This is a genomic window from Shewanella sedimentimangrovi, from assembly GCF_017354965.1.
Taxonomy (GTDB): domain Bacteria; phylum Pseudomonadota; class Gammaproteobacteria; order Enterobacterales; family Shewanellaceae; genus Shewanella; species Shewanella cyperi.
The window spans coordinates 2,748,578-2,766,553 of the sequence record NZ_CP071502.1 but is presented as its reverse complement, the minus strand read 5'-3'; the positions used below and the strand labels follow the sequence as shown (position 1 = coordinate 2,766,553).

18 protein-coding genes are annotated in these 17,976 nt (G+C 54.7%); 16 read left to right on the top strand and 2 right to left on the bottom strand.

The window, feature by feature from the left end; all coding sequences use genetic code 11:
• The 15 genes from fliR (at window position 1) to JYB85_RS11970 (ending at window position 14,754) form a co-directional block, all read left to right on the top strand.
• Window positions 1-789, top strand: a complete 789-nt coding sequence (fliR, locus tag JYB85_RS12040) for a flagellar biosynthetic protein FliR (protein WP_207379498.1) — start codon at window positions 1-3, stop codon at window positions 787-789.
• Between the two features lie 3 nt (window positions 790-792).
• Window positions 793-1,926 (top strand): flagellar biosynthesis protein FlhB, encoded by a 1,134-nt coding sequence (gene flhB, locus JYB85_RS12035; RefSeq protein WP_207379497.1) that lies wholly within the window; start codon window positions 793-795, stop codon window positions 1,924-1,926.
• Window positions 1,927-1,988: 62 nt separating this feature from the next.
• Window positions 1,989-4,088, top strand: a complete 2,100-nt coding sequence (flhA, locus tag JYB85_RS12030) for a flagellar biosynthesis protein FlhA (RefSeq protein WP_207379496.1) — start codon at window positions 1,989-1,991, stop codon at window positions 4,086-4,088.
• Window positions 4,089-4,098: 10 nt separating this feature from the next.
• Window positions 4,099-5,484 (top strand): flagellar biosynthesis protein FlhF, encoded by a 1,386-nt coding sequence (gene flhF / locus JYB85_RS12025; protein WP_207379495.1) that lies wholly within the window; start codon window positions 4,099-4,101, stop codon window positions 5,482-5,484.
• Between the two features lie 4 nt (window positions 5,485-5,488).
• Window positions 5,489-6,370, top strand: a complete 882-nt coding sequence (locus tag JYB85_RS12020; RefSeq protein WP_228289602.1) for a MinD/ParA family protein — start codon at window positions 5,489-5,491, stop codon at window positions 6,368-6,370.
• Window positions 6,363-7,082 carry an RNA polymerase sigma factor FliA gene (locus tag JYB85_RS12015; RefSeq protein WP_207320236.1) on the top strand — a complete coding sequence of 240 codons (720 nt, stop codon included), beginning with the start codon at window positions 6,363-6,365 and terminating at the stop codon, window positions 7,080-7,082. Before JYB85_RS12020 ends, JYB85_RS12015 begins: the two co-directional genes overlap by 8 nt.
• A gap of 43 nt (window positions 7,083-7,125) precedes the next feature.
• Window positions 7,126-7,509 (top strand): chemotaxis response regulator CheY, encoded by a 384-nt coding sequence (gene cheY, locus JYB85_RS12010; RefSeq protein ID WP_207320235.1) that lies wholly within the window; start codon window positions 7,126-7,128, stop codon window positions 7,507-7,509.
• Window positions 7,510-7,522: 13 nt separating this feature from the next.
• Window positions 7,523-8,260: a protein phosphatase CheZ gene (locus tag JYB85_RS12005; protein ID WP_207379494.1), complete on the top strand. Its 738-nt coding sequence runs from the start codon at window positions 7,523-7,525 to the stop codon at window positions 8,258-8,260.
• A 16-nt stretch (window positions 8,261-8,276) separates the two neighbouring features.
• Window positions 8,277-10,460 carry a chemotaxis protein CheA gene (locus JYB85_RS12000; RefSeq protein WP_207379493.1) on the top strand — a complete coding sequence of 728 codons (2,184 nt, stop codon included), beginning with the start codon at window positions 8,277-8,279 and terminating at the stop codon, window positions 10,458-10,460.
• A 21-nt stretch (window positions 10,461-10,481) separates the two neighbouring features.
• On the top strand, window positions 10,482-11,591 hold the full coding sequence (locus tag JYB85_RS11995) for a protein-glutamate methylesterase/protein-glutamine glutaminase (protein WP_207379492.1): 1,110 nt from the start codon (window positions 10,482-10,484) through the stop codon (window positions 11,589-11,591).
• A 64-nt stretch (window positions 11,592-11,655) separates the two neighbouring features.
• Window positions 11,656-12,039, top strand: a complete 384-nt coding sequence (locus JYB85_RS11990) for a membrane anchored protein in chemotaxis locus (RefSeq protein ID WP_407695894.1) — start codon at window positions 11,656-11,658, stop codon at window positions 12,037-12,039.
• Window positions 12,040-12,071: 32 nt separating this feature from the next.
• Entirely contained in the window at window positions 12,072-12,863 is a 792-nt protein-coding gene (locus tag JYB85_RS11985; RefSeq protein ID WP_207320230.1) for a ParA family protein, read from the top strand.
• A complete protein-coding gene (locus JYB85_RS11980) occupies window positions 12,847-13,782 on the top strand; it encodes a chemotaxis protein CheW (RefSeq protein ID WP_207379490.1) in 936 nt (311 codons plus the stop codon). Before JYB85_RS11985 ends, JYB85_RS11980 begins: the two co-directional genes overlap by 17 nt.
• Window positions 13,783-13,789: 7 nt before the next feature.
• The gene (locus tag JYB85_RS11975) at window positions 13,790-14,284 is read left to right on the top strand and encodes a chemotaxis protein CheW (RefSeq protein WP_207320228.1); all 495 of its coding nucleotides are present in this window, start codon (window positions 13,790-13,792) and stop codon (window positions 14,282-14,284) included.
• A gap of 56 nt (window positions 14,285-14,340) precedes the next feature.
• Entirely contained in the window at window positions 14,341-14,754 is a 414-nt protein-coding gene (locus tag JYB85_RS11970) for a DUF2802 domain-containing protein (protein ID WP_207320227.1), read from the top strand.
• A gap of 5 nt (window positions 14,755-14,759) precedes the next feature.
• Here JYB85_RS11970 and JYB85_RS11965 read toward each other — a convergent pair whose 3' ends face one another.
• Together JYB85_RS11965 and JYB85_RS11960 are read right to left on the bottom strand one after the other, a co-directional pair.
• Entirely contained in the window at window positions 14,760-15,068 is a 309-nt protein-coding gene (locus JYB85_RS11965) for an EscU/YscU/HrcU family type III secretion system export apparatus switch protein (protein ID WP_207379489.1), read from the bottom strand.
• A gap of 8 nt (window positions 15,069-15,076) precedes the next feature.
• Complete coding sequence (locus JYB85_RS11960) at window positions 15,077-16,927, bottom strand: hypothetical protein (RefSeq protein WP_207379488.1); 1,851 nt, start codon at window positions 16,925-16,927, stop codon at window positions 15,077-15,079.
• Window positions 16,928-17,139: 212 nt separating this feature from the next.
• On the opposite strand from JYB85_RS11960, the gene JYB85_RS11955 reads away from it, so the two are divergent.
• Window positions 17,140-17,907 carry an MlaA family lipoprotein gene (locus JYB85_RS11955; RefSeq protein WP_207379487.1) on the top strand — a complete coding sequence of 256 codons (768 nt, stop codon included), beginning with the start codon at window positions 17,140-17,142 and terminating at the stop codon, window positions 17,905-17,907.
• The last annotated feature ends 69 nt before the right edge of the window (window positions 17,908-17,976 follow it).

Here is a 17,976-nt window from a genome sequence, read left to right as displayed (position 1 = left end):
ATGGACTGGCTGCTGGCGACACTCATGGACAGTATCAAGGGCTATCTTTGGCCCCTGTTCCGGATTGCCGCCATGTTGATGGTGATGGCGGTATTTGGCGCCAATACCACCCCAGCCAGGGTCAGATTGCTGTTGTCCGTGGCCATGACCTTCGCCGTCGCCCCCATGTTACCCCCCATGCCCTCAGGGGAACTTTTTGCCCTGAGCTCGGTTTTTATCAGTGCCCAGCAGGTGCTTATCGGGGTGGCCATGGGCTTTGTCAGCCTGATGATGATCCAGATTTTTGTGCTCATGGGACAGATAGTGGGCATGCAAACCAGTTTGGGTTTCGCCTCCATGGTGGACCCGGGTTCGGGGCAGCAAACCCCTGCAGTGGGTAACTTTTTCCTGCTGCTGGCAACCATGATATTCCTGGCGGTAGACGGGCATTTGCTGATGATCCGCATGTTGATTGCCAGCTTTGAGACGGTGCCAGTGTCAATGGAAGGCATCAATATTTCCAGTTATCGGGCCTTGGCCGAGTGGGGCAACTACATGTTCGGCGCCGCCCTGACCATGTCCCTGTCCGCCATTACCGCCCTGTTGCTGATAAACCTCTCCTTCGGGGTGATGACCCGGGCTGCCCCGCAGCTGAACATTTTTGCCATAGGTTTTCCCGTCATCATGATCTGTGGTCTGTTGATCCTCTGGTTGACCCTGGAGCCCATCATGGGCCATTTCGACGAAATCTGGCAGGCTGCCCAATTGCTTATGTGCGATATCAGCCGCGTTCAATGCAAGGTGAATTAGACCATGGCAGAGAACGATACCAGTCAGGAAAGGACAGAAGAACCCACGTCGAGGCGCCTTGAACAGGCGCGCGAGAAAGGTCAGGTTGCCCGATCCAAGGAATTGGGCACAGCCGCCGTATTGCTGGCGGCAGCGGCCGGCTTTTTAATGATGGGCCCAATGCTGGCCCGCAGTATGTACCTGATGATGGGCAGTGTGTTCACCATGACCCGCGATCAGGTATTTGATACCCAAAGCATGTTGCTGGTGTGGGGCGCGGTGGGGCGCGAATTGGCCTTGCCCATGCTGGGGTTTTTGCTGATGTTGGGGCTGATAGCTTTTATCGGCAATATAGTGCTGGGGGGGATCACCTTTTCCGCCAGCGCCTTTATGCCCAAGGGCAACAAACTCAACCCCATGAACGGCTTCAAGCGGATGTTCGGTGTCCAGGCCCTGGTGGAGCTGGTGAAGGGCATCGCCAAGTTTTCCGTGGTCGCGCTGGCGGCGTACGTGCTGCTTTCGGTGCATTTCAACGAAATCATGCAGCTGTCCAACGACCATCTGCCGGGTAATGTATTCCATGCCCTTAAGCTGGTGATGTGGATGTTCCTGTGGATCAGTGCCTCCATGCTGCTCATCGCCGCCATAGATGTGCCATTTCAGCTGTGGAATCACAACCGCCAGTTGAAAATGACCAAGCAGGAAGTCAAGGACGAATACAAGGACACCGAAGGTAAGCCCGAGGTGAAGGGCAGGATCCGCCAGATGCAGCGGGAAATGGCCATGCGACGTATGATGGCAGAGGTGCCAAAGGCCGACGTGATAGTGGTCAACCCGGAGCATTATGCGGTGGCAATCAAATATGACGTCACCCGCTCACCGGCGCCCTTTGTGGTTGCCAAGGGCGTGGACGATGTGGCCTTCAAAATCCGCGAGATTGCCCGGGAACACAAGGTGGCGATAGTGTCGGCGCCGCCACTGGCCCGCGCCATTTATCACACCACCAAACTCGATCAGCAGGTGCCGGAAGGCCTGTTCACCGCCGTGGCCCAGGTGCTGGCCTATGTATTCCAGTTGCGGCAATACCAGAAGGGCAAGGGCACCAGACCCAAACCCATCCCGCTCAACCAGCCAATTCCGGACGATTTGAAATACTGAGTCATCTTGGCCTGCTCTTTGCTTTATCCCTGCCACAGCGTCAAATTTCTGGTTGAATGTGAATGGATCTGTTAGCGACTCTCGGGCAAATCAAGCAGGTTAAACCCAAAAATATCAAGGGACTGGGTACTCCTGTCCTGGTGTTGGCCGCCCTGGCCATGATAGTGCTGCCGATCCCGGCATTCCTGCTCGATATTTTGTTTTCCTTCAATATCGCCTTGGCTCTGGTGGTTCTGTTGGTGGCCATTTACACCGACAGACCACTGGATTTTGCTGCTTTCCCCACAGTGCTTCTGGTGGCCACCTTGCTGCGCCTGGCGCTGAACGTGGCATCAACCCGGGTGGTTCTGCTCGAAGGTCATAATGGTGGCGATGCGGCCGGTAAGGTGATTGAAGCCTTCGGTTCAGTGGTCATCGGCGGCAACTACGCCGTGGGTTTGGTGGTGTTCCTGATCCTTATCATTATCAACTTCGCCGTGGTCACCAAGGGTGCCGGCCGTATTTCCGAAGTCAGTGCCCGCTTTACCCTGGATGCCATGCCTGGCAAGCAAATGGCCATCGATGCCGATCTCAACGCCGGCATCATCAACCAGGATCAAGCCCGTACCCGCCGTGCCGAAGTGACCCGTGAGGCCGACTTTTACGGCGCCATGGACGGTGCGTCCAAATTCGTAAAGGGCGATGCCATCGCCGGTATGCTGATCCTGGCCATTAACATTCTCGGTGGTTTCGTCATTGGTATGGTGCAACATGGTCTGGACTTCTCCACAGCGGTAGAAATCTACACCCTGTTGACCATAGGTGACGGCCTGGTGGCCCAAATCCCCGGCTTGCTGCTCTCCATTGCCGCCGCGCTGATGGTGACTCGCCAGAATGAGTCCGGTGACATGGGCCAGATGGTCATGAGCCAGATGTTTGACAGTCCCAAGTCGCTGGCCATCGCCGCCGGGGTGCTGTTTATCATGGGCATAGTGCCCGGCATGCCTCACCTGGCCTTCCTGACCTTTGCACTGCTGACCGCAGCAGCGGCCATTTGGGTCAACAAACGCAATGAACTGAACAAACAAAAGGCGTTGGAAAAGGCTTCTCAAGGCACGGTGGAAAAACTCGACCATGAACCCAAGGAGCTGGGCTGGGATGATGTGCGTCATGTTGACACTATCGGTCTGGAAGTGGGTTATCGCCTCATTCCCTTGGTGGACAAGGGGCAGGGCGGTGAACTGCTCGGTCGGATCAAGGGCGTACGCAAGAAGTTGTCCCAGGAGCTGGGCTTCCTGGTGCCGGCGGTTCATATTCGTGACAACCTGGACTTGTCACCCAATGCTTACCGGATTTCCCTGATGGGTGTGGTGGTCGGAGAGGCGGATGTACGCCATGACTGCGAGCTGGCCATCAACCCTGGTCAGGTATTCGGCAAGCTGGATGGTATTGAAACCCGCGATCCTGCCTTTGGTTTGGAAGCGGTCTGGATTGCGCCCGAGCTGAGGGAACACGCCCAGACCCTGGGATACACTGTGGTGGATGCCGCGACTGTGGTGGCAACCCACATCAGTCAGCTGCTGACCAATAATGCCGCCAAGCTGCTCGGTTACGAGGAAGTCCAGCAATTGATGGATATGCTGGCCAAGCGCTCACCCAAGTTGGTTGACGGCTTTATTCCGGATGTGATGTCCCTTGGCAATGTGGTCAAGGTGATGCAGAACCTGCTCAATGAAGGCGTATCGGTAAGGGATCTGCGCACTATAGTTCAAACCCTGCTGGAATACGGCACCAAGAGCAATGATACCGAGGTACTGACCGCGGCGGTGCGTATTGCCCTGAAGCGGATGATAGTGCAGGAAATCGCCGGCCCCGAGGCGGAAATCCCTGTCATAACATTGGCGCCAGAGTTGGAACAGATGTTGCATCAATCTATGCAGGCGACCGGGGGAGAGGGACCCAATATCGAACCCGGCCTGGCAGAGCGGATGCAGCAATCACTGGCTGATGCCGCCCAGAGACAGGAAATGGTGGGACAACCTGCCATTCTGCTGACCTCGGGGATGTTGCGCTCCACCCTGTCGAGATTCGTGAAATACACCATTCCAAACCTGAGGGTTATATCCTATCAGGAGGTGCCGGATGAGAAGCAAATCCGCATCGTGTCGGCGGTGGGCCAGTAGGGGATAAATAATGAAAATTAAACGTTTTTTTGCCAAAGATATGCGTGCGGCACTGGCTCAGGTAAAAGAGACTCTGGGTTCCGATGCGGTCATCATGTCCAATAAAAAGGTGACCGGCGGCATAGAAATTGTTGCAGCCGTAGACTACGACGATCCCAAGCCGGTTGCTGCCAAGCCCCAGTCTATTTCCCCTTTTGAAGAGGTGGCCGACGACAGAGTTTCTCTCGGCCTGTCCCCATCCGCTATCAAGACCAGCCGTCAAAAAGTTGCCGCGGCACCCGCCGATTCGCTGCAGGCTTTGCTGGAAAAACAACAAAGCCGTATGCAGCAGCTGAGCGGACAACAGGAAAGTGAGCTGGATATGCCTGCCTGGGCCCGCGGACTGGAAGCTCCTGCACCCAAATCGGCGCCCCAGCCTGCGACCTTTACACCGTCCCCCGATAAACAGCGCGCCCAGCAAAAGCCCAGCGCAGAGCTGGATGCCATGCGTGAGGAATTGAGTTCCCTGCGTAATTTGTTGACTCATCAAGTTGCCGCCCTGATGTCGGAGCAAAAGAAACGTAACAATCCGGTAGGGGCCATGCTGGAGAGCCGTTTGATTGACGCGGAGTTTTCCCCTGCCGTGGCAGCCAAGCTGGCAGCCCTGTCTGAGCATTATTCACCTGTCGAGCTGGTCAGGGCCTTGCCCCAGAGTCTGGCCAACATGTTGGACAATCAGGGCGATGACATAGTGCGTCGCGGTGGCGTGGTGGCTTTTGTCGGCCCAACCGGTGTCGGCAAGACCACTTCCATCGCCAAATTGGCGGCGCGATTCGCTGCACAACATGGCCCAGATCAAGTTGCGCTCATTACCACGGATCATTATCGCATTGGAGCCTTTGAGCAATTGGCAACTTATGGCAAAATAATGGGCTGTCCGGTAAAGCAAGCTCATGATCTCAATGAGTTGGAACAAATACTTTATCAGTTCAGGAATCGCAAGCTAGTATTGATAGATACGGCAGGAATGGGGCAAAGGGACATGCGTCTGGTGGAGCAACTGGACAACCTGACCGCTAATCGAGCCTTGCCGATCCGCAGTTATCTGGTATTGTCAGCGACATCACAACGTCGGGTGTTGCAGGATGCAGTGGAACACTTCAAAAGGATCCCCCTTTCCGGGGCTGTGTTGACCAAGCTGGATGAAGCCTGTTCTTTGGCAGGCGCCCTGAGTGTGCTGATCCAAAGCGGATTGCAGTTGAGTTATGTGACCGATGGTCAAAGGGTTCCTGAAGATATGCAAGTGGCTGATACCCTGGCGCTGGCCAAACAAGCGCTGGCAGCCATGAACGACAATGAACACAGACCCGTGAAAGAAAAGAAATGGGCAGAACAACCGACCTATGCATTTGAGTAAAGCTATGACCCGGGATCAAGCAAGCGGTTTACGTATGATGAATCAACCATATAACGAAAAAGTCAAAGTAATCGCCGTCAGCGGTGGCAAGGGCGGGGTCGGTAAGACCAGCGTTTCCATCAATACGGCGGTTGCGCTTGCCGAGAAGGGCAAGCGGGTGTTGGTACTGGATGCCGACCTGGGTCTGGCCAACGTGGATGTCATGTTGGGCCTGAGGGCCGAAAAAAACCTGTCCCATGTGCTGTCCGGCGAGGCGGAACTCGATGACATCATTCTCCGGGGCCCAAAGGGCATTGGTATTATCCCGGCGACATCGGGCGCCCAGGCCATGGTGGAGCTGACCCCAGCGCAGCACGCAGGTCTCATTCGCGCTTTCAGCGAAATGCGCACCCAGTTTGATGTGCTGATTGTGGATACCGCAGCCGGTATCTCCGACATGGTGCTGAGTTTTTCCCGCGCCGCCCAAGATGTGCTGGTGGTGGTGTGTGATGAACCCACGTCCATCACAGATGCTTATGCCCTGATTAAGATCCTCAGCCGTGAGCACGGAGTATTCAGATTCAAGATAGTGGCCAACATGGTCCGTAGCCTGCGTGAAGGTATGGAACTGTTTGCCAAGCTGAGTAAGGTCACCGACAGGTTCCTGGACGTGGCGCTGGAGCTGGTGGCGACTATCCCCTTCGATGAAAACCTGCGAAAGTCAGTGCGCAAGCAAAAGCTGATTGTCGAGGCTTATCCCAAATCACCGGCGGCCATTGCCTACCACGGTCTGGCGAACAAGGTCATGAGTTGGCCTATTCCGCAACAGCCGGGTGGTCACCTGGAGTTCTTTGTTGAACGTTTGGTGCAGCGTCCTGAGTACCAAGAGGATAGATCGAGTGAATAAAGCCGCGGCGTATACCGCTTTGGATAATAAAACATCCATCGTTGAACAGTACGCACCGCTGGTTAAAAGAATCGCGCACCACATGTTGGCCCGGTTGCCGGCTTCCGTACAGTTGGATGATTTGCTGCAGGCAGGCATGATAGGCCTGCTTGAGGCGTCGACTAAGTTTGACGGCAGCAAGGGTGCCAAGTTTGAAACATTTGCCGGGATAAGGATCCGCGGCGCCATGTTGGATGAAATCCGTCGTGGCGACTGGGTTCCCCGCTCGGTGCATCGCAATCAGCGGCGGGTCGCCCAGGTCATAGATGAGTTGGAGCAGGAACTCGGCCGTGATGCACGGGACACAGAAATCGCAGAAAGACTTGATATGACGCTGGATGAGTACCATCATATCTTGAGCGATGTTTCTGTAGGTAAAATCATAGGGATAGAAGATTTAGGCATCTCTCAGGACGTCTTGGTTCCAGAGGGTGAGCAGTCTGATGGCATCTTTGATTCTTTGGCCGACAGCCAATTTCATGGTGCTTTGGTCGAGGCCATCAAACAATTGCCAGAGAGAGATGCATTGGTATTATCGCTTTATTATGATGAAGCGCTGAACTTAAAAGAAATTGGTGCCATTCTTGATGTCAGTGAGTCCAGGGTGAGTCAAATACACAGCCAAGCTATGCTGCGACTCAAGGGCAAACTCAAGCATTGGACACACGTATAATTACTAATTGAGCATTTAGAGTGTCAGCTCACCGGAGGAAACCTTGGACAAGAATATGAAGATTCTCATTGTTGACGATTTTTCGACGATGAGGCGTATCATCAAGAACTTGTTGCGAGACCTGGGGTTCAACAATACCCAGGAGGCAGATGATGGCTCCACTGCGTTGCCCATGCTGCAAAAAGGCGATTTTGACTTTGTGGTCACGGATTGGAACATGCCCGGCATGCAGGGTATTGACCTGCTGAAGGCCATTCGTGCCGACGAAAACCTGAAGAATATCCCAGTGTTGATGGTAACTGCCGAAGCCAAGCGAGAGCAGATCATTGCCGCGGCACAGGCCGGGGTAAACGGCTATGTCGTTAAGCCATTTACCGCTGCCACCCTGAAAGAAAAGCTGGACAAGATATTCGAGCGCCTCAGTTAAGCAAGGACGGGCTATGCAGCTAAACACTTCAGGGCTCATCAGTCTCGAACAGGCGCAAATGCTTGTCGAACTCTTGTCCGCCGGTGAGCAGGATCAGGCCGATGCGCTGTTCCGTGATTTTGCCATGCCGTTGCAGCGTGAGTTGTTTGATGAAGTCGGAAAACTCACCCGCCAGCTTCACAGTGCCTTGATGGACTTTCAAGTTGATAACAGATTGTTGGAATTGGCCAATACCGAAATTCCGGATGCCAAGGAAAGACTCAATTACGTTATCGATATGACGGAACAGGCGGCCAATAAAACCATGGACGCCGTTGAAGAATGTCTGCCGCTGGCCGATGCATTGATAAACAATATTCAGACTGTGACTCCTGCATGGGACAGACTGATGCGCCGTGATATAGAGTTGAATGAATTCAAAGCGCTTTGTCACGATGTACAGCAGTTGATGGTCCGCAGCGAGAACGATTCAAACCGCCTGCGAGAACTCTTGAATCAAATTCTGATGGCGCAGGATTTCCAGGATCTTACCGGGCAAATGATCCGTCGGGTAATAGAGTTGGTTCGGGAGGTGGAGAGCAGTCTGGTCTCCATGTTGACCGTGTTTGGTGAACATACTCCCCAGGAAACCACCGAGCCCCAAAAAAGCAGCATAGAAGCCGAAGGCCCCATCATGAACGCGGAGGCGCGTCAGGATGTGGTTACGGGCCAGGATGAAGTCGACGACTTACTTTCAAGCCTGGGTTTCTGATTAAGGAGTCAGTTTAATGGCATTTGACGTAGATGAAGAGATCCTGCAGGACTTTTTGATCGAAGCCGGTGAAATTTTAGAGCTGCTGCAGGAACAATTGGTAGCGCTGGAAAACAACCCCGGTGACACGGATCTGCTTAACGCGATTTTCCGTGGTTTCCACACTGTGAAAGGTGGTGCGGGCTTCCTGGGATTGGCTCCCATGGTTGACGTCTGCCATGAATCGGAAAACACCTTTGACCTGCTGCGTACCGGCAAGCGTCATGTCACCGCCGAATTGATGGATATCATCCTCCAGGCGGTCGATGCCATTAATACCATGTTTGCTCAAACCCAGGCCGGCCAGGAGCAAGACCCTGCCTCCCCTGAGTTGCTGGCCAAGCTTAAACTCCTGTCTTCGGGGGCGCCGCTTCCCTCCGAAGGTGGTGCGGTTGCATCCGCGCCTGAACCAGAGCCTGAACCAGACCCCATTCCTGAACCCGTAGTGGCAGCGCCAGCTTCCAAAAACACCAGTGGCGGCGAATCCAGCATTGATGAAATTAACGAGGCTGAATTTGAGGCCTTGCTTGATGCACTCCACGGTTCCGGCAAGGGACCCGGCGTCAAGGCTGGCGTCCCACAGGATGTAGCTGGCAAAGCCACCGCCGCTAAACCCAGTCCAGCACCGTCAGGTGACGATATTACCGATGATGAGTTTGAGGCCTTGCTCGATGAGCTCCATGGTGCCGGCAAATTCAAGAGCGCGGCCAAGGGTGAAGTGGCCAAAGTGGAAGTCAGTGCTGCCGACAAGGTCGATGCAGACGAAATTACCGATGAAGAATTTGAACGCCTGCTGGATGAATTGCATGGCAAGGGTACCGGGCCAGGCAAATCTGCCGCAGAGCCAGCTGCACCCAAGCCATCAGCGCCCAAGCAAGCCGCTGCAGTAACACCTGCTGCGCCTCAGCCCCAGATGGCTAAGGCTGCCGCGGTGCCAGAAGCGCCGGCAGCCCAGGCAAAAGCTGCAGCGACCAACGTGCCCCAGGGTGAAACCACAGTGCGGGTGGATACCGCCCGTCTCGACCAGATCATGAACATGGTGGGTGAGCTGGTACTGGTGCGCAATCGTCTCGTGAGTTTGGGCGTAACCCGTGAAGACGAGGAGATGTCCAAGGCGCTGGCAAACCTGGATTTGGTGACTGCCGATCTGCAGGGCGCGGTGATGAAAACCCGCATGCAGCCCATCAAGAAAGTCTTTGGTCGTTTCCCTCGGGTGGTCCGTGACCTTGCCCGCAGTCTGAACAAGGAAATCGATCTGATTCTGGTGGGTGAAGAGACTGACCTGGATAAAAATCTGGTGGAGGCCCTGGCCGATCCCTTGGTGCACCTGGTACGGAACTCGGTGGACCATGGCATTGAGATGCCCATCGAGCGCGAAGCCGCAGGTAAACGCCGCACAGGTACCATTACACTGTCTGCCAGTCAGGAAGGCGATCATATACTGCTGAAGATAGAAGATGACGGCGCCGGTATGGATCCCGAGAAGCTCAAGCAAATCGCCATCAAGCGCGGCGTGCTTGACGAGGATGCCGCTGCGCGGATGTCTGATAATGATGCTTACAATCTGATTTTTGCGCCGGGATTCTCCACCAAAACCGAAATTTCCGATATTTCCGGTCGTGGGGTGGGGATGGACGTGGTGAAAACCCGTATCACCCAGCTCAACGGTACTGTGCACATAGATTCCATGAAGGGCAAGGGTACTTGTCTGGAAATCAAAGTGCCCCTGACCCTGGCGATTATGCCAACCCTGATGGTGGAAGTGGCCAAGCAAGTGTTTGCCCTGCCGCTGTCCAGCGTCAATGAAATATTCCATCTGGATCTGACCAAAACCAACATAGTCGACGGCCAGCTGACGGTCATAGTGCGCGACAAGGCCGTGCCCTTGTTCTACCTGGAGCATTGGTTGCGGCGAAACAAAACCACCTTCAAACACGGTGACAAGAAGCACGGCCATGTGGTGATAGTGCAGCTGGGCACCATGCAGATAGGTTTTGTGGTGGATGCACTTATCGGTCAGGAAGAAGTGGTTATCAAGCCTCTGGGTGCCTTGTTGCACGGCACTCCCGGTATGGCCGGCGCGACTATCACCTCCGATGGTGGTATCGCTCTGATCCTCGATGTGCCAGGGCTGCTCAAGCACTATGCCCGCAAGAAGTAATGCAGTAATACGGGTACCCCAATGACAATTAAAGTACTGGTGGTTGACGATTCAAGCTTCTTCCGCAGACGGGTGAGCGAGATAGTCAACCAGGATCCTGAGCTGGAAGTGATCGGCGCCGCCGTTAATGGTGCCGAGGCAGTTAAAATGGCTCAGGAACTCCAGCCTCAAGTGATCACCATGGACATAGAGATGCCGGTCATGGACGGCATCACAGCCGTGCGTGAAATCATGGCCAAGGTGCCGACTCCGATTTTGATGTTTTCGTCCCTGACCCACGACGGCGCCAAGGCAACGCTGGATGCGCTGGATGCCGGGGCGCTGGATTTTTTGCCCAAGCGCTTCGAAGACATTGCCACCAATAAAGACGAAGCCATCAAGCTGTTGCAGCAAAGGGTCAAGGCGCTGGGAAGACGCAGGGTTTATCGCCCAGTGTCCAGACCTGCTGTGGCCGTCCCCGAGACTACCCGGCCTGCCCTGGGCACTCGTCCGCCTCTGTCGCAATCTTTACCGCGGACAGCCTCGCCAAGTGCGCCGATCCGTGCCAGCGGAAAAAGCTATAAGCTGCTGGCCATTGGCACCTCTACCGGCGGTCCTGTGGCGCTGCAGAAGGTATTAACCCAGTTTCCGGCGAATTATCCTCATCCTATTTTGCTTATCCAACATATGCCGGCAGCCTTCACTCCCGCCTTTGCGAGCCGGCTGAATGGTCTTTGTCGCATTTCGGTAAAAGAGGCCGCCAATGGCGATGTGTTGCAGCCCGGCTGTGCCTATCTGGCACCGGGGGGAATGCAGATGATGGTGGAAAAGGCCGGTGCCACGGGACGGATCAAGATAGTGGCCGGCAGTGCCGACATGAATTACAAGCCCTGTGTGGATATCACCTTTGCCTCGGTATCCAAGGCCTATGGTGGCGATGTGTTGGCCGTGGTGCTGACCGGCATGGGCGCAGATGGTCGAGAGGGCGCCCGCATGCTCAAGAGCGCCGGTGCGACCATTTGGGCTCAGGACGAGGCCAGCTGTGTTGTCTATGGCATGCCTCAGGCCGTGGCTGCAGCCGGTATTGCCACTCAGTCCATTGCCCTTGAAAGCATGGCCGATGCCATACTCAAAGAGTCGGGCCGTGTCTGAAAAGCAAACAGTGGGAAGACTGTGGCTGTTTTTGCTCGGTCTTGCCCTGGTGGCAGTCCTGGCGCTGTATCTGGATGTACATCGCAAAAATCGTGTCTTGCAACAGGAAATACAGAGGTTGCAAAACAGCCAGGTGCTGTTGATGGTGCCAGATGCGCAGGCCGAGGCCATTGCCGAATGGCTGAGTCGGCATCCTGACGCTACCGATGTCATTATCCGCGATGCCCGTAAGCAGCAACAGCAAGATCCTGCCGCTGGGGCTTCATTGCAACCCCAAGAACAATTGCCTTTGTCGCCGTTGAAACCGGTCAGCGACTTGCCTCATACTGATGAGCCTGATGCTCCCTCATTGCAACCTGTGGTTGTCTCCGAGAGTGCCGATGGGGTGAAGGTGATCAATCTGCCCCATGGCGGGATCAGGGTCACCACCAGAGAAGAAAAACACTGATAATAAATGCGCGCATTTCGGGGGCCTGAGTCTTGAAAGTCTGGACCATCGCGAATCAAAAGGGTGGGGTCGGAAAGACCACCACAGTTGCCAGTCTGGCCGGAACCCTGGCCAAAAGGGGCAAGCGGGTATTGATGATTGATACCGATCCCCATGCATCCCTGGGTTATTACCTGGGCATAGACTCGGAAGAGGTGCCCGGCTCGCTCTATGACGTATTTCTGGCGCACAAGCACCTGACACGGGAGCTGGTGCGGCAACACACAGTACCTACCCTGGTTGAAAATCTTGAGCTTTTGCCCGCCACCATGGCATTGGCGACCCTGGACAGGGCGCTTGGCCACCAGGAGGGCATGGGATTGGTGCTGCGCAACCTGTTGCAATTGGTTGACGATGATTATGATGTGGCCCTGATTGACTGTCCGCCCGTGTTGGGGGTGCTGATGGTCAATGCCCTGGCGGCGAGCCAGCACATAGTGATCCCGGTGCAAACTGAATTTTTGGCTATTAAAGGTCTCGACCGGATGATCAAGACCATGGAGCTGATGGGACGCTCGAAACAGACCCGCTACAGTTATACCGTGGTGCCGACCATGTACGACAGGCGCACCAAGGCCTCTCCGGCGGCACTGCAACAATTGGCAGAGGACTATGGGGATACCCTGTGGCCCGATGTGGTGCCGGTGGACACCAAGTTTCGCGATGCCAGCCTGGCACATCTACCTGCGTCACACTACGCTGCCCACAGCCGCGGTGTGAAGGCCTATGAGCGTTTGCTGGATTTTCTGATGGCCGGAGAGTTTGACCATGTCAAAATCGGTTGACGATACCGTAATCGATTATTTCCGGATACTGCTGGCGGAAACCGAGCCGTCACAGTCAACAGAGCCAGCATTAGCATCTTCACAGGACGTTTTGACGCGCGCTGCCGAAGTACCGCTGGCGAGACAGACCGCCATTGTCGCTGCAGCCCCACAAGCGGCCGTTCAACCGCAGGAGCCTGCGCCAGTGACAGCCGGCGCCACCGCGAAAGCGGTACCTGCGGATGTGCTGCAAAAGCAAACCCTGGAAAAATTGCTGGCCCCTGTGCTGCAACAGGTAAAAGTTGACGCGGCGCCTGCGCCACAGGTTGAAGTCGCAGTTGCTGCTCAAACGGAGGTCACTCCCCAAGCGGTTGAGGCTCAGGTTGTGCCGCAGCGCCTTGAGCCCGAGATGGTGGCCGAGGTCATTCCCGAGACGCAAACCGGCAGCGAACCGCCAAGCCTGACCTATGACCTGCAGCAACAATTGGATGAAGAGTTTCAGGTACTCTTTTTTAAGGTTGCAGGTTTGACACTGGCGGTACCCCTGGTCAGCTTGGGCGGCATAGTTAAGGTTGAACGTATCAACCAGATCTTCGGTCGTCCGGATTGGTTCCTGGGGGTGCAAACCCACAGGGAGTCACAACTGAATCTGGTGGACACCTGCGCCTGGGTCATGCCAGAAAAATATGATGAAGAGCTGGCGCAAACCGTAAATTATCAATATCTTGTACTATTGGAAGACAGTAATTGGGGCCTCGCCTGTGAATCTCTGGTCAATTCAGTGAGAATAAAGCAATCCGAGGTCAATTGGCGCAGCAAGGCAGGAAAGCGGCCCTGGCTTGCCGGCGTGGTGAAAGAACAAATGTGTGGCATCTTGAATGTGCAGGCACTGGTCGAGATGCTCAACGCGGGATTAGGTTGTCAGGATCCTATTAACTGAGGTAGATATGGCAGATTCAAGAAACGTGGCGGCCGTAGCGGCCGGTAAAGACGATGCAGTATTGCAGTGGGTCACCTTCAGGCTCGATAACGAGACCTATGGCATCAATGTGATGCAGGTGCAGGAAGTGCTGCGTTACACCGAGATCGCTCCCGTGCCAGGTGCACCCCACTATGTGTTGGGTATCATCAACCTGCGTGGCAACGTGGTGACAGTCATAGATACCCGCTCTCGTTTTGGCCTGGCGCCGGCTGAAGTGGATGACTCTACCCGGATAGTGATTATTGAGGCCGAAAAGCAGGTGATTGGCATTTTGGTCGACAGCGTGGCGGAAGTGGTTTATCTGCGTCGCTCCGAAATCGATAACGCTCCCAATGTCGGCACCGAGGAAAGCGCCAAGTTTATTCAGGGCGTCAGCAACAGGGACAACGAGTTGTTGATCCTGGTGGATCTGGATAAATTGCTGTCAGATGAAGAGTGGGCCGAATTGGCTCAGATCTGACACTGAAGTCTTTGACCGGCGCCAGACCGGTCAATTTTTATGAATACAGGTGATAGATGGAAGGCAATGAATTATTGATCGCGGCCCTGGTCTATGTGATCGCCTGTCTTGGCTTGGTGTTGTACCTGCAAAAGCAATTGAATAAATTGCGTTCCAAGGTGGATGCCATGACCTTGCTGGTTAAGGACAGTGACAAGCAACGGGATGCGGTCAAGCAGGAGCTGCATGAGCTTCGCAGTGGCACCATCGGCGTGGGCAGAAGGGTGCTGGAGCTTGAAAAGCGCCTGGCACAGCAGGCTGCCAAATTGGATGAGTCCCGTGAGCAGGATCCCCAGGCTCGACTCTATACCCGGGCAATGAAGATGGTGTCTCTGGGGGCCGGCATCGAAGAGCTGATGGCGGAGTGTGAATTGCCCAGAGCCGAGGCTGAATTGCTCATTCGCCTCCACGGCAGGCAGTCAGCAGGCTGAGGCATTCAGGCCTCGGCGACAATTTTCTTGTGCAGGTTATTCCACTGTTCCGGAAACTTACCATCCAGCATATAAACAAAGGCCAGCAATTCTGCGATGAGCAAATATAGCTCCTTGGGGATGGCCTCTCCCAACTCCAACATATTCAGAAAGTTTGCCAGATGCGGATCCTCGTGTATGTGGATCCCATTGGCTTTGGCCAGAGCAATGATTTCCTCAGCCAGCAAATCCTGACCTTTGGCCGTAACCGTCGGGGTATTCTTGCCATCATAGCTGAGCGCAATCGCTGTTTTTCTCTCTGGGGTGTCCGTCATATGGGCTCCTAAGCTCTGGTGTGTACCAGATAATGGTCACCGGGCAGCAGGGTTGCCGGTATGGGGGCAGCTTTGGTGGTCAGCTTGTCCGGCTTCAATCCCAATTCATTGAGCTTGGTCGCCAGCGGCGGCAGGAAATTCTCTATCCTGTGCAGCAGGGATTCGGAAGAAGATTCAAAATGCAGGTTCAGACCTGTGTCGGATTTCTGGGCCTTGATCAGCAAGGGCCCCTGGGTCAGCACAAACTTGAGTTGTAACTTCCAGCCTCCCCGGCCGAGGCCCCCTTCCTCTTCCTGCTCACGTTCAAAATAGCCTTCCATTTGCTCATTGCGCTGGCCCATCTGATAGGGCAAAGCGAAAAACCAGTGTACCGGTGTGGCCGGATTATCCAGACTGGCCTGCTGATATTGAGCCATTGATTGTCCCAACTGCACCAGGGATTCAAGGCTCTTGTGGCGCTCCAGCAGCGCAAGCAGCGGTTGGCTCAGGCCGGTTTGCTGCTGCAAAGAGCCAAGATACTCTTTCATGGTTGGGCTGAGTGGCTGCTTTTGTGTATCGGCTTTTACGCCGAGCAGTAATTGGAACAATATACTCAGGGGATTATTGCCTTGCAGCTGAGGTGCGGCAAATTGGGCCAGGTTTACCGTTGCGCCCTGTTTAAGAGTATCGGCCAGCAGTTGTGGCTGGATCAGACTGGAAAGGGGCAGGGGGGCCAGCTCGGGAAGCAATCTTAGCACTTCGCCGGCGATGTTCTCATTGGTTGAGCGGGCCAATTGTACCAATGGCAGAGCCCCGGTGCGTGATAACACCTTGGATAATATTGCCTGAGGTGGTGGTGTATCGGGTGTCAGCCCTTTGGCGGTGCTCTTTTCTGCCGGCTCCTTGCCTGAGGTGGGGGCGGTGTCCCCGGGTGCTGTTTGCAGCAATTTTTCGCCGGCCTGTAATGTGCTGCCCTGGTTTCCTGAAACCGGGGTTTGGGCTTTGTCAGTTGCGGCGGGAGCACCTTGTGGGACATCAAGCCTTAAATTGGACGCCTGGACTTTCGCTGCTGTTGCCAGCGCTGCTTGGTTTTTGCCGCCTTCGCTCACCTGTGATGATTGCTGGATTTCCTGCTGCTGGGGTTGCTGCGAGATTTGTTGCTGCAACGCTTGCTGCGCCGCTTTTACCTGAGGTGGTAATGGCTGTTGTTCCAGGTTTTTAAACAACTGATTGAGGATGCCGGCAGCTTCCGGCTTGGTGATGATAATTTTGGCCTCGGGAGGCTGGGGAGCGACCCCGGATTGCGTCTTGATACCGGGCTCTGGGGCTGTTTTGAGCAGGGGAGCGGCGCCAACCTGCACTATGTCCAGGATTTGCACCAACCTTAACATTAACTGACGCCCCTGCTGCACCACGGCGACCTGATAATGCCCATCCCCCTGGCGTGCGGCCTGGGCGGAGTGGATACTTACTCCATTCTCAAAACTGATCTGACCGCCTTTGATAGTGGCGTTTGGTAAGGGGTAGCCCTGTGGTCTGGATGCGAGGTTGACCAGTTGCTCGAAGGCAATTCCCTGTTGGCGTGACATTTCCACCAAGGCGCTGGGCAAGGGTAGCAGTCGAGTTTGCCCCAGCAATGCCAGCGCCAGTCTGTCCGGCAAGCTGGTTAGCTTGCTGTCTTCAGCCAGAGGTAAGGCAAAGGACTGGGCCTGAAGCAACAGCCTGGGATGAAACCTGTCCGGCAGAGTGAGTGTATACTGACGGTTATCGACGGTCAGTACTATGCCGTCTGCGCCCAGAGTGACAGAAACAGGGACCTGTTTTGTTGCTACAGCGGCACTGCCTGTCTGCAGGCTGCCCAAAGGTTCCATCGGAGTCATCTTTACATCCGGCGTCAATAGGGCCGACGCCACAGCCAAAGAGTTATGATTTATCACAATTTACCGGTTGACCTTATTGTCCGGGCCGCTATCCTTAGCGCTCTGTGCGGGTAGACAAAATATTGACCCATACCGGTTTATCGACACCTGCACCTGGTTACTTTAACCCGATTCCAAAACGGCTGGCAGTACTTTTAGTCAAAGAGAGCGTTATGAAATTCAAATGGATGATGTTATGTGTGGGCATTCTGACCGCCACCAGTGTGGTGGCCGAAGACGCAAAGGAAAGCGACGCCCAGGGAATCAAAGTTGAATATGTGGATCCGCGCGACCCGTTCGAGGGCTTTAACCGCGCCATGTGGGATCTCAACTACAACGTGCTCGACCGACATATTTATCGCCCTATTGCCCATGGTTATAAGGATTATGTGCCTTTGCCGATCAAGAGTGGCCTGAATAACCTGGTGCTTAACCTGGAAGAACCCAGCTCGTTGGTCAACAACACCCTGCAGGGCAAGTGGGGCTGGGCTGCCAATGCCGGTGGTCGCTTCACCATCAACTCCACCATTGGTTTGCTGGGAATTTTTGATGTGGCGGACATGATGGGCATGTCACGCAAACAGGATGATTTCAATGAAGTTCTGGGTTACTACGGCGTACCCAATGGCCCATTTTTCATGGCGCCATTTTTTGGTCCCTACGTTACCCGTGAACTCGCATCTGATTGGGTGGATGGACTATACTTCCCATTGTCAGAGTTGACCATGTGGCAGTCAGTGGTTAAGTGGGGACTTAAAAGCCTGCACGCCCGTGCCGCAGCGATAGATCAGGAAAGGTTACTCGACAATGCGCTCGATCCATACACTTTCGTCAAGGACGCTTATATCCAGCATGTGGATTACAAAGTGTATGATGGCAACGTTCCGTCAAATCAGGATGACGATGAGTTGCTGGATGAATATATGCAGGAGCTTGAATAGCACATTCCAAGGTCATTTTTCCTTATCCCGGTATGGTGGTCAGAGCGAAAAATAACAGCCAACCGGTGG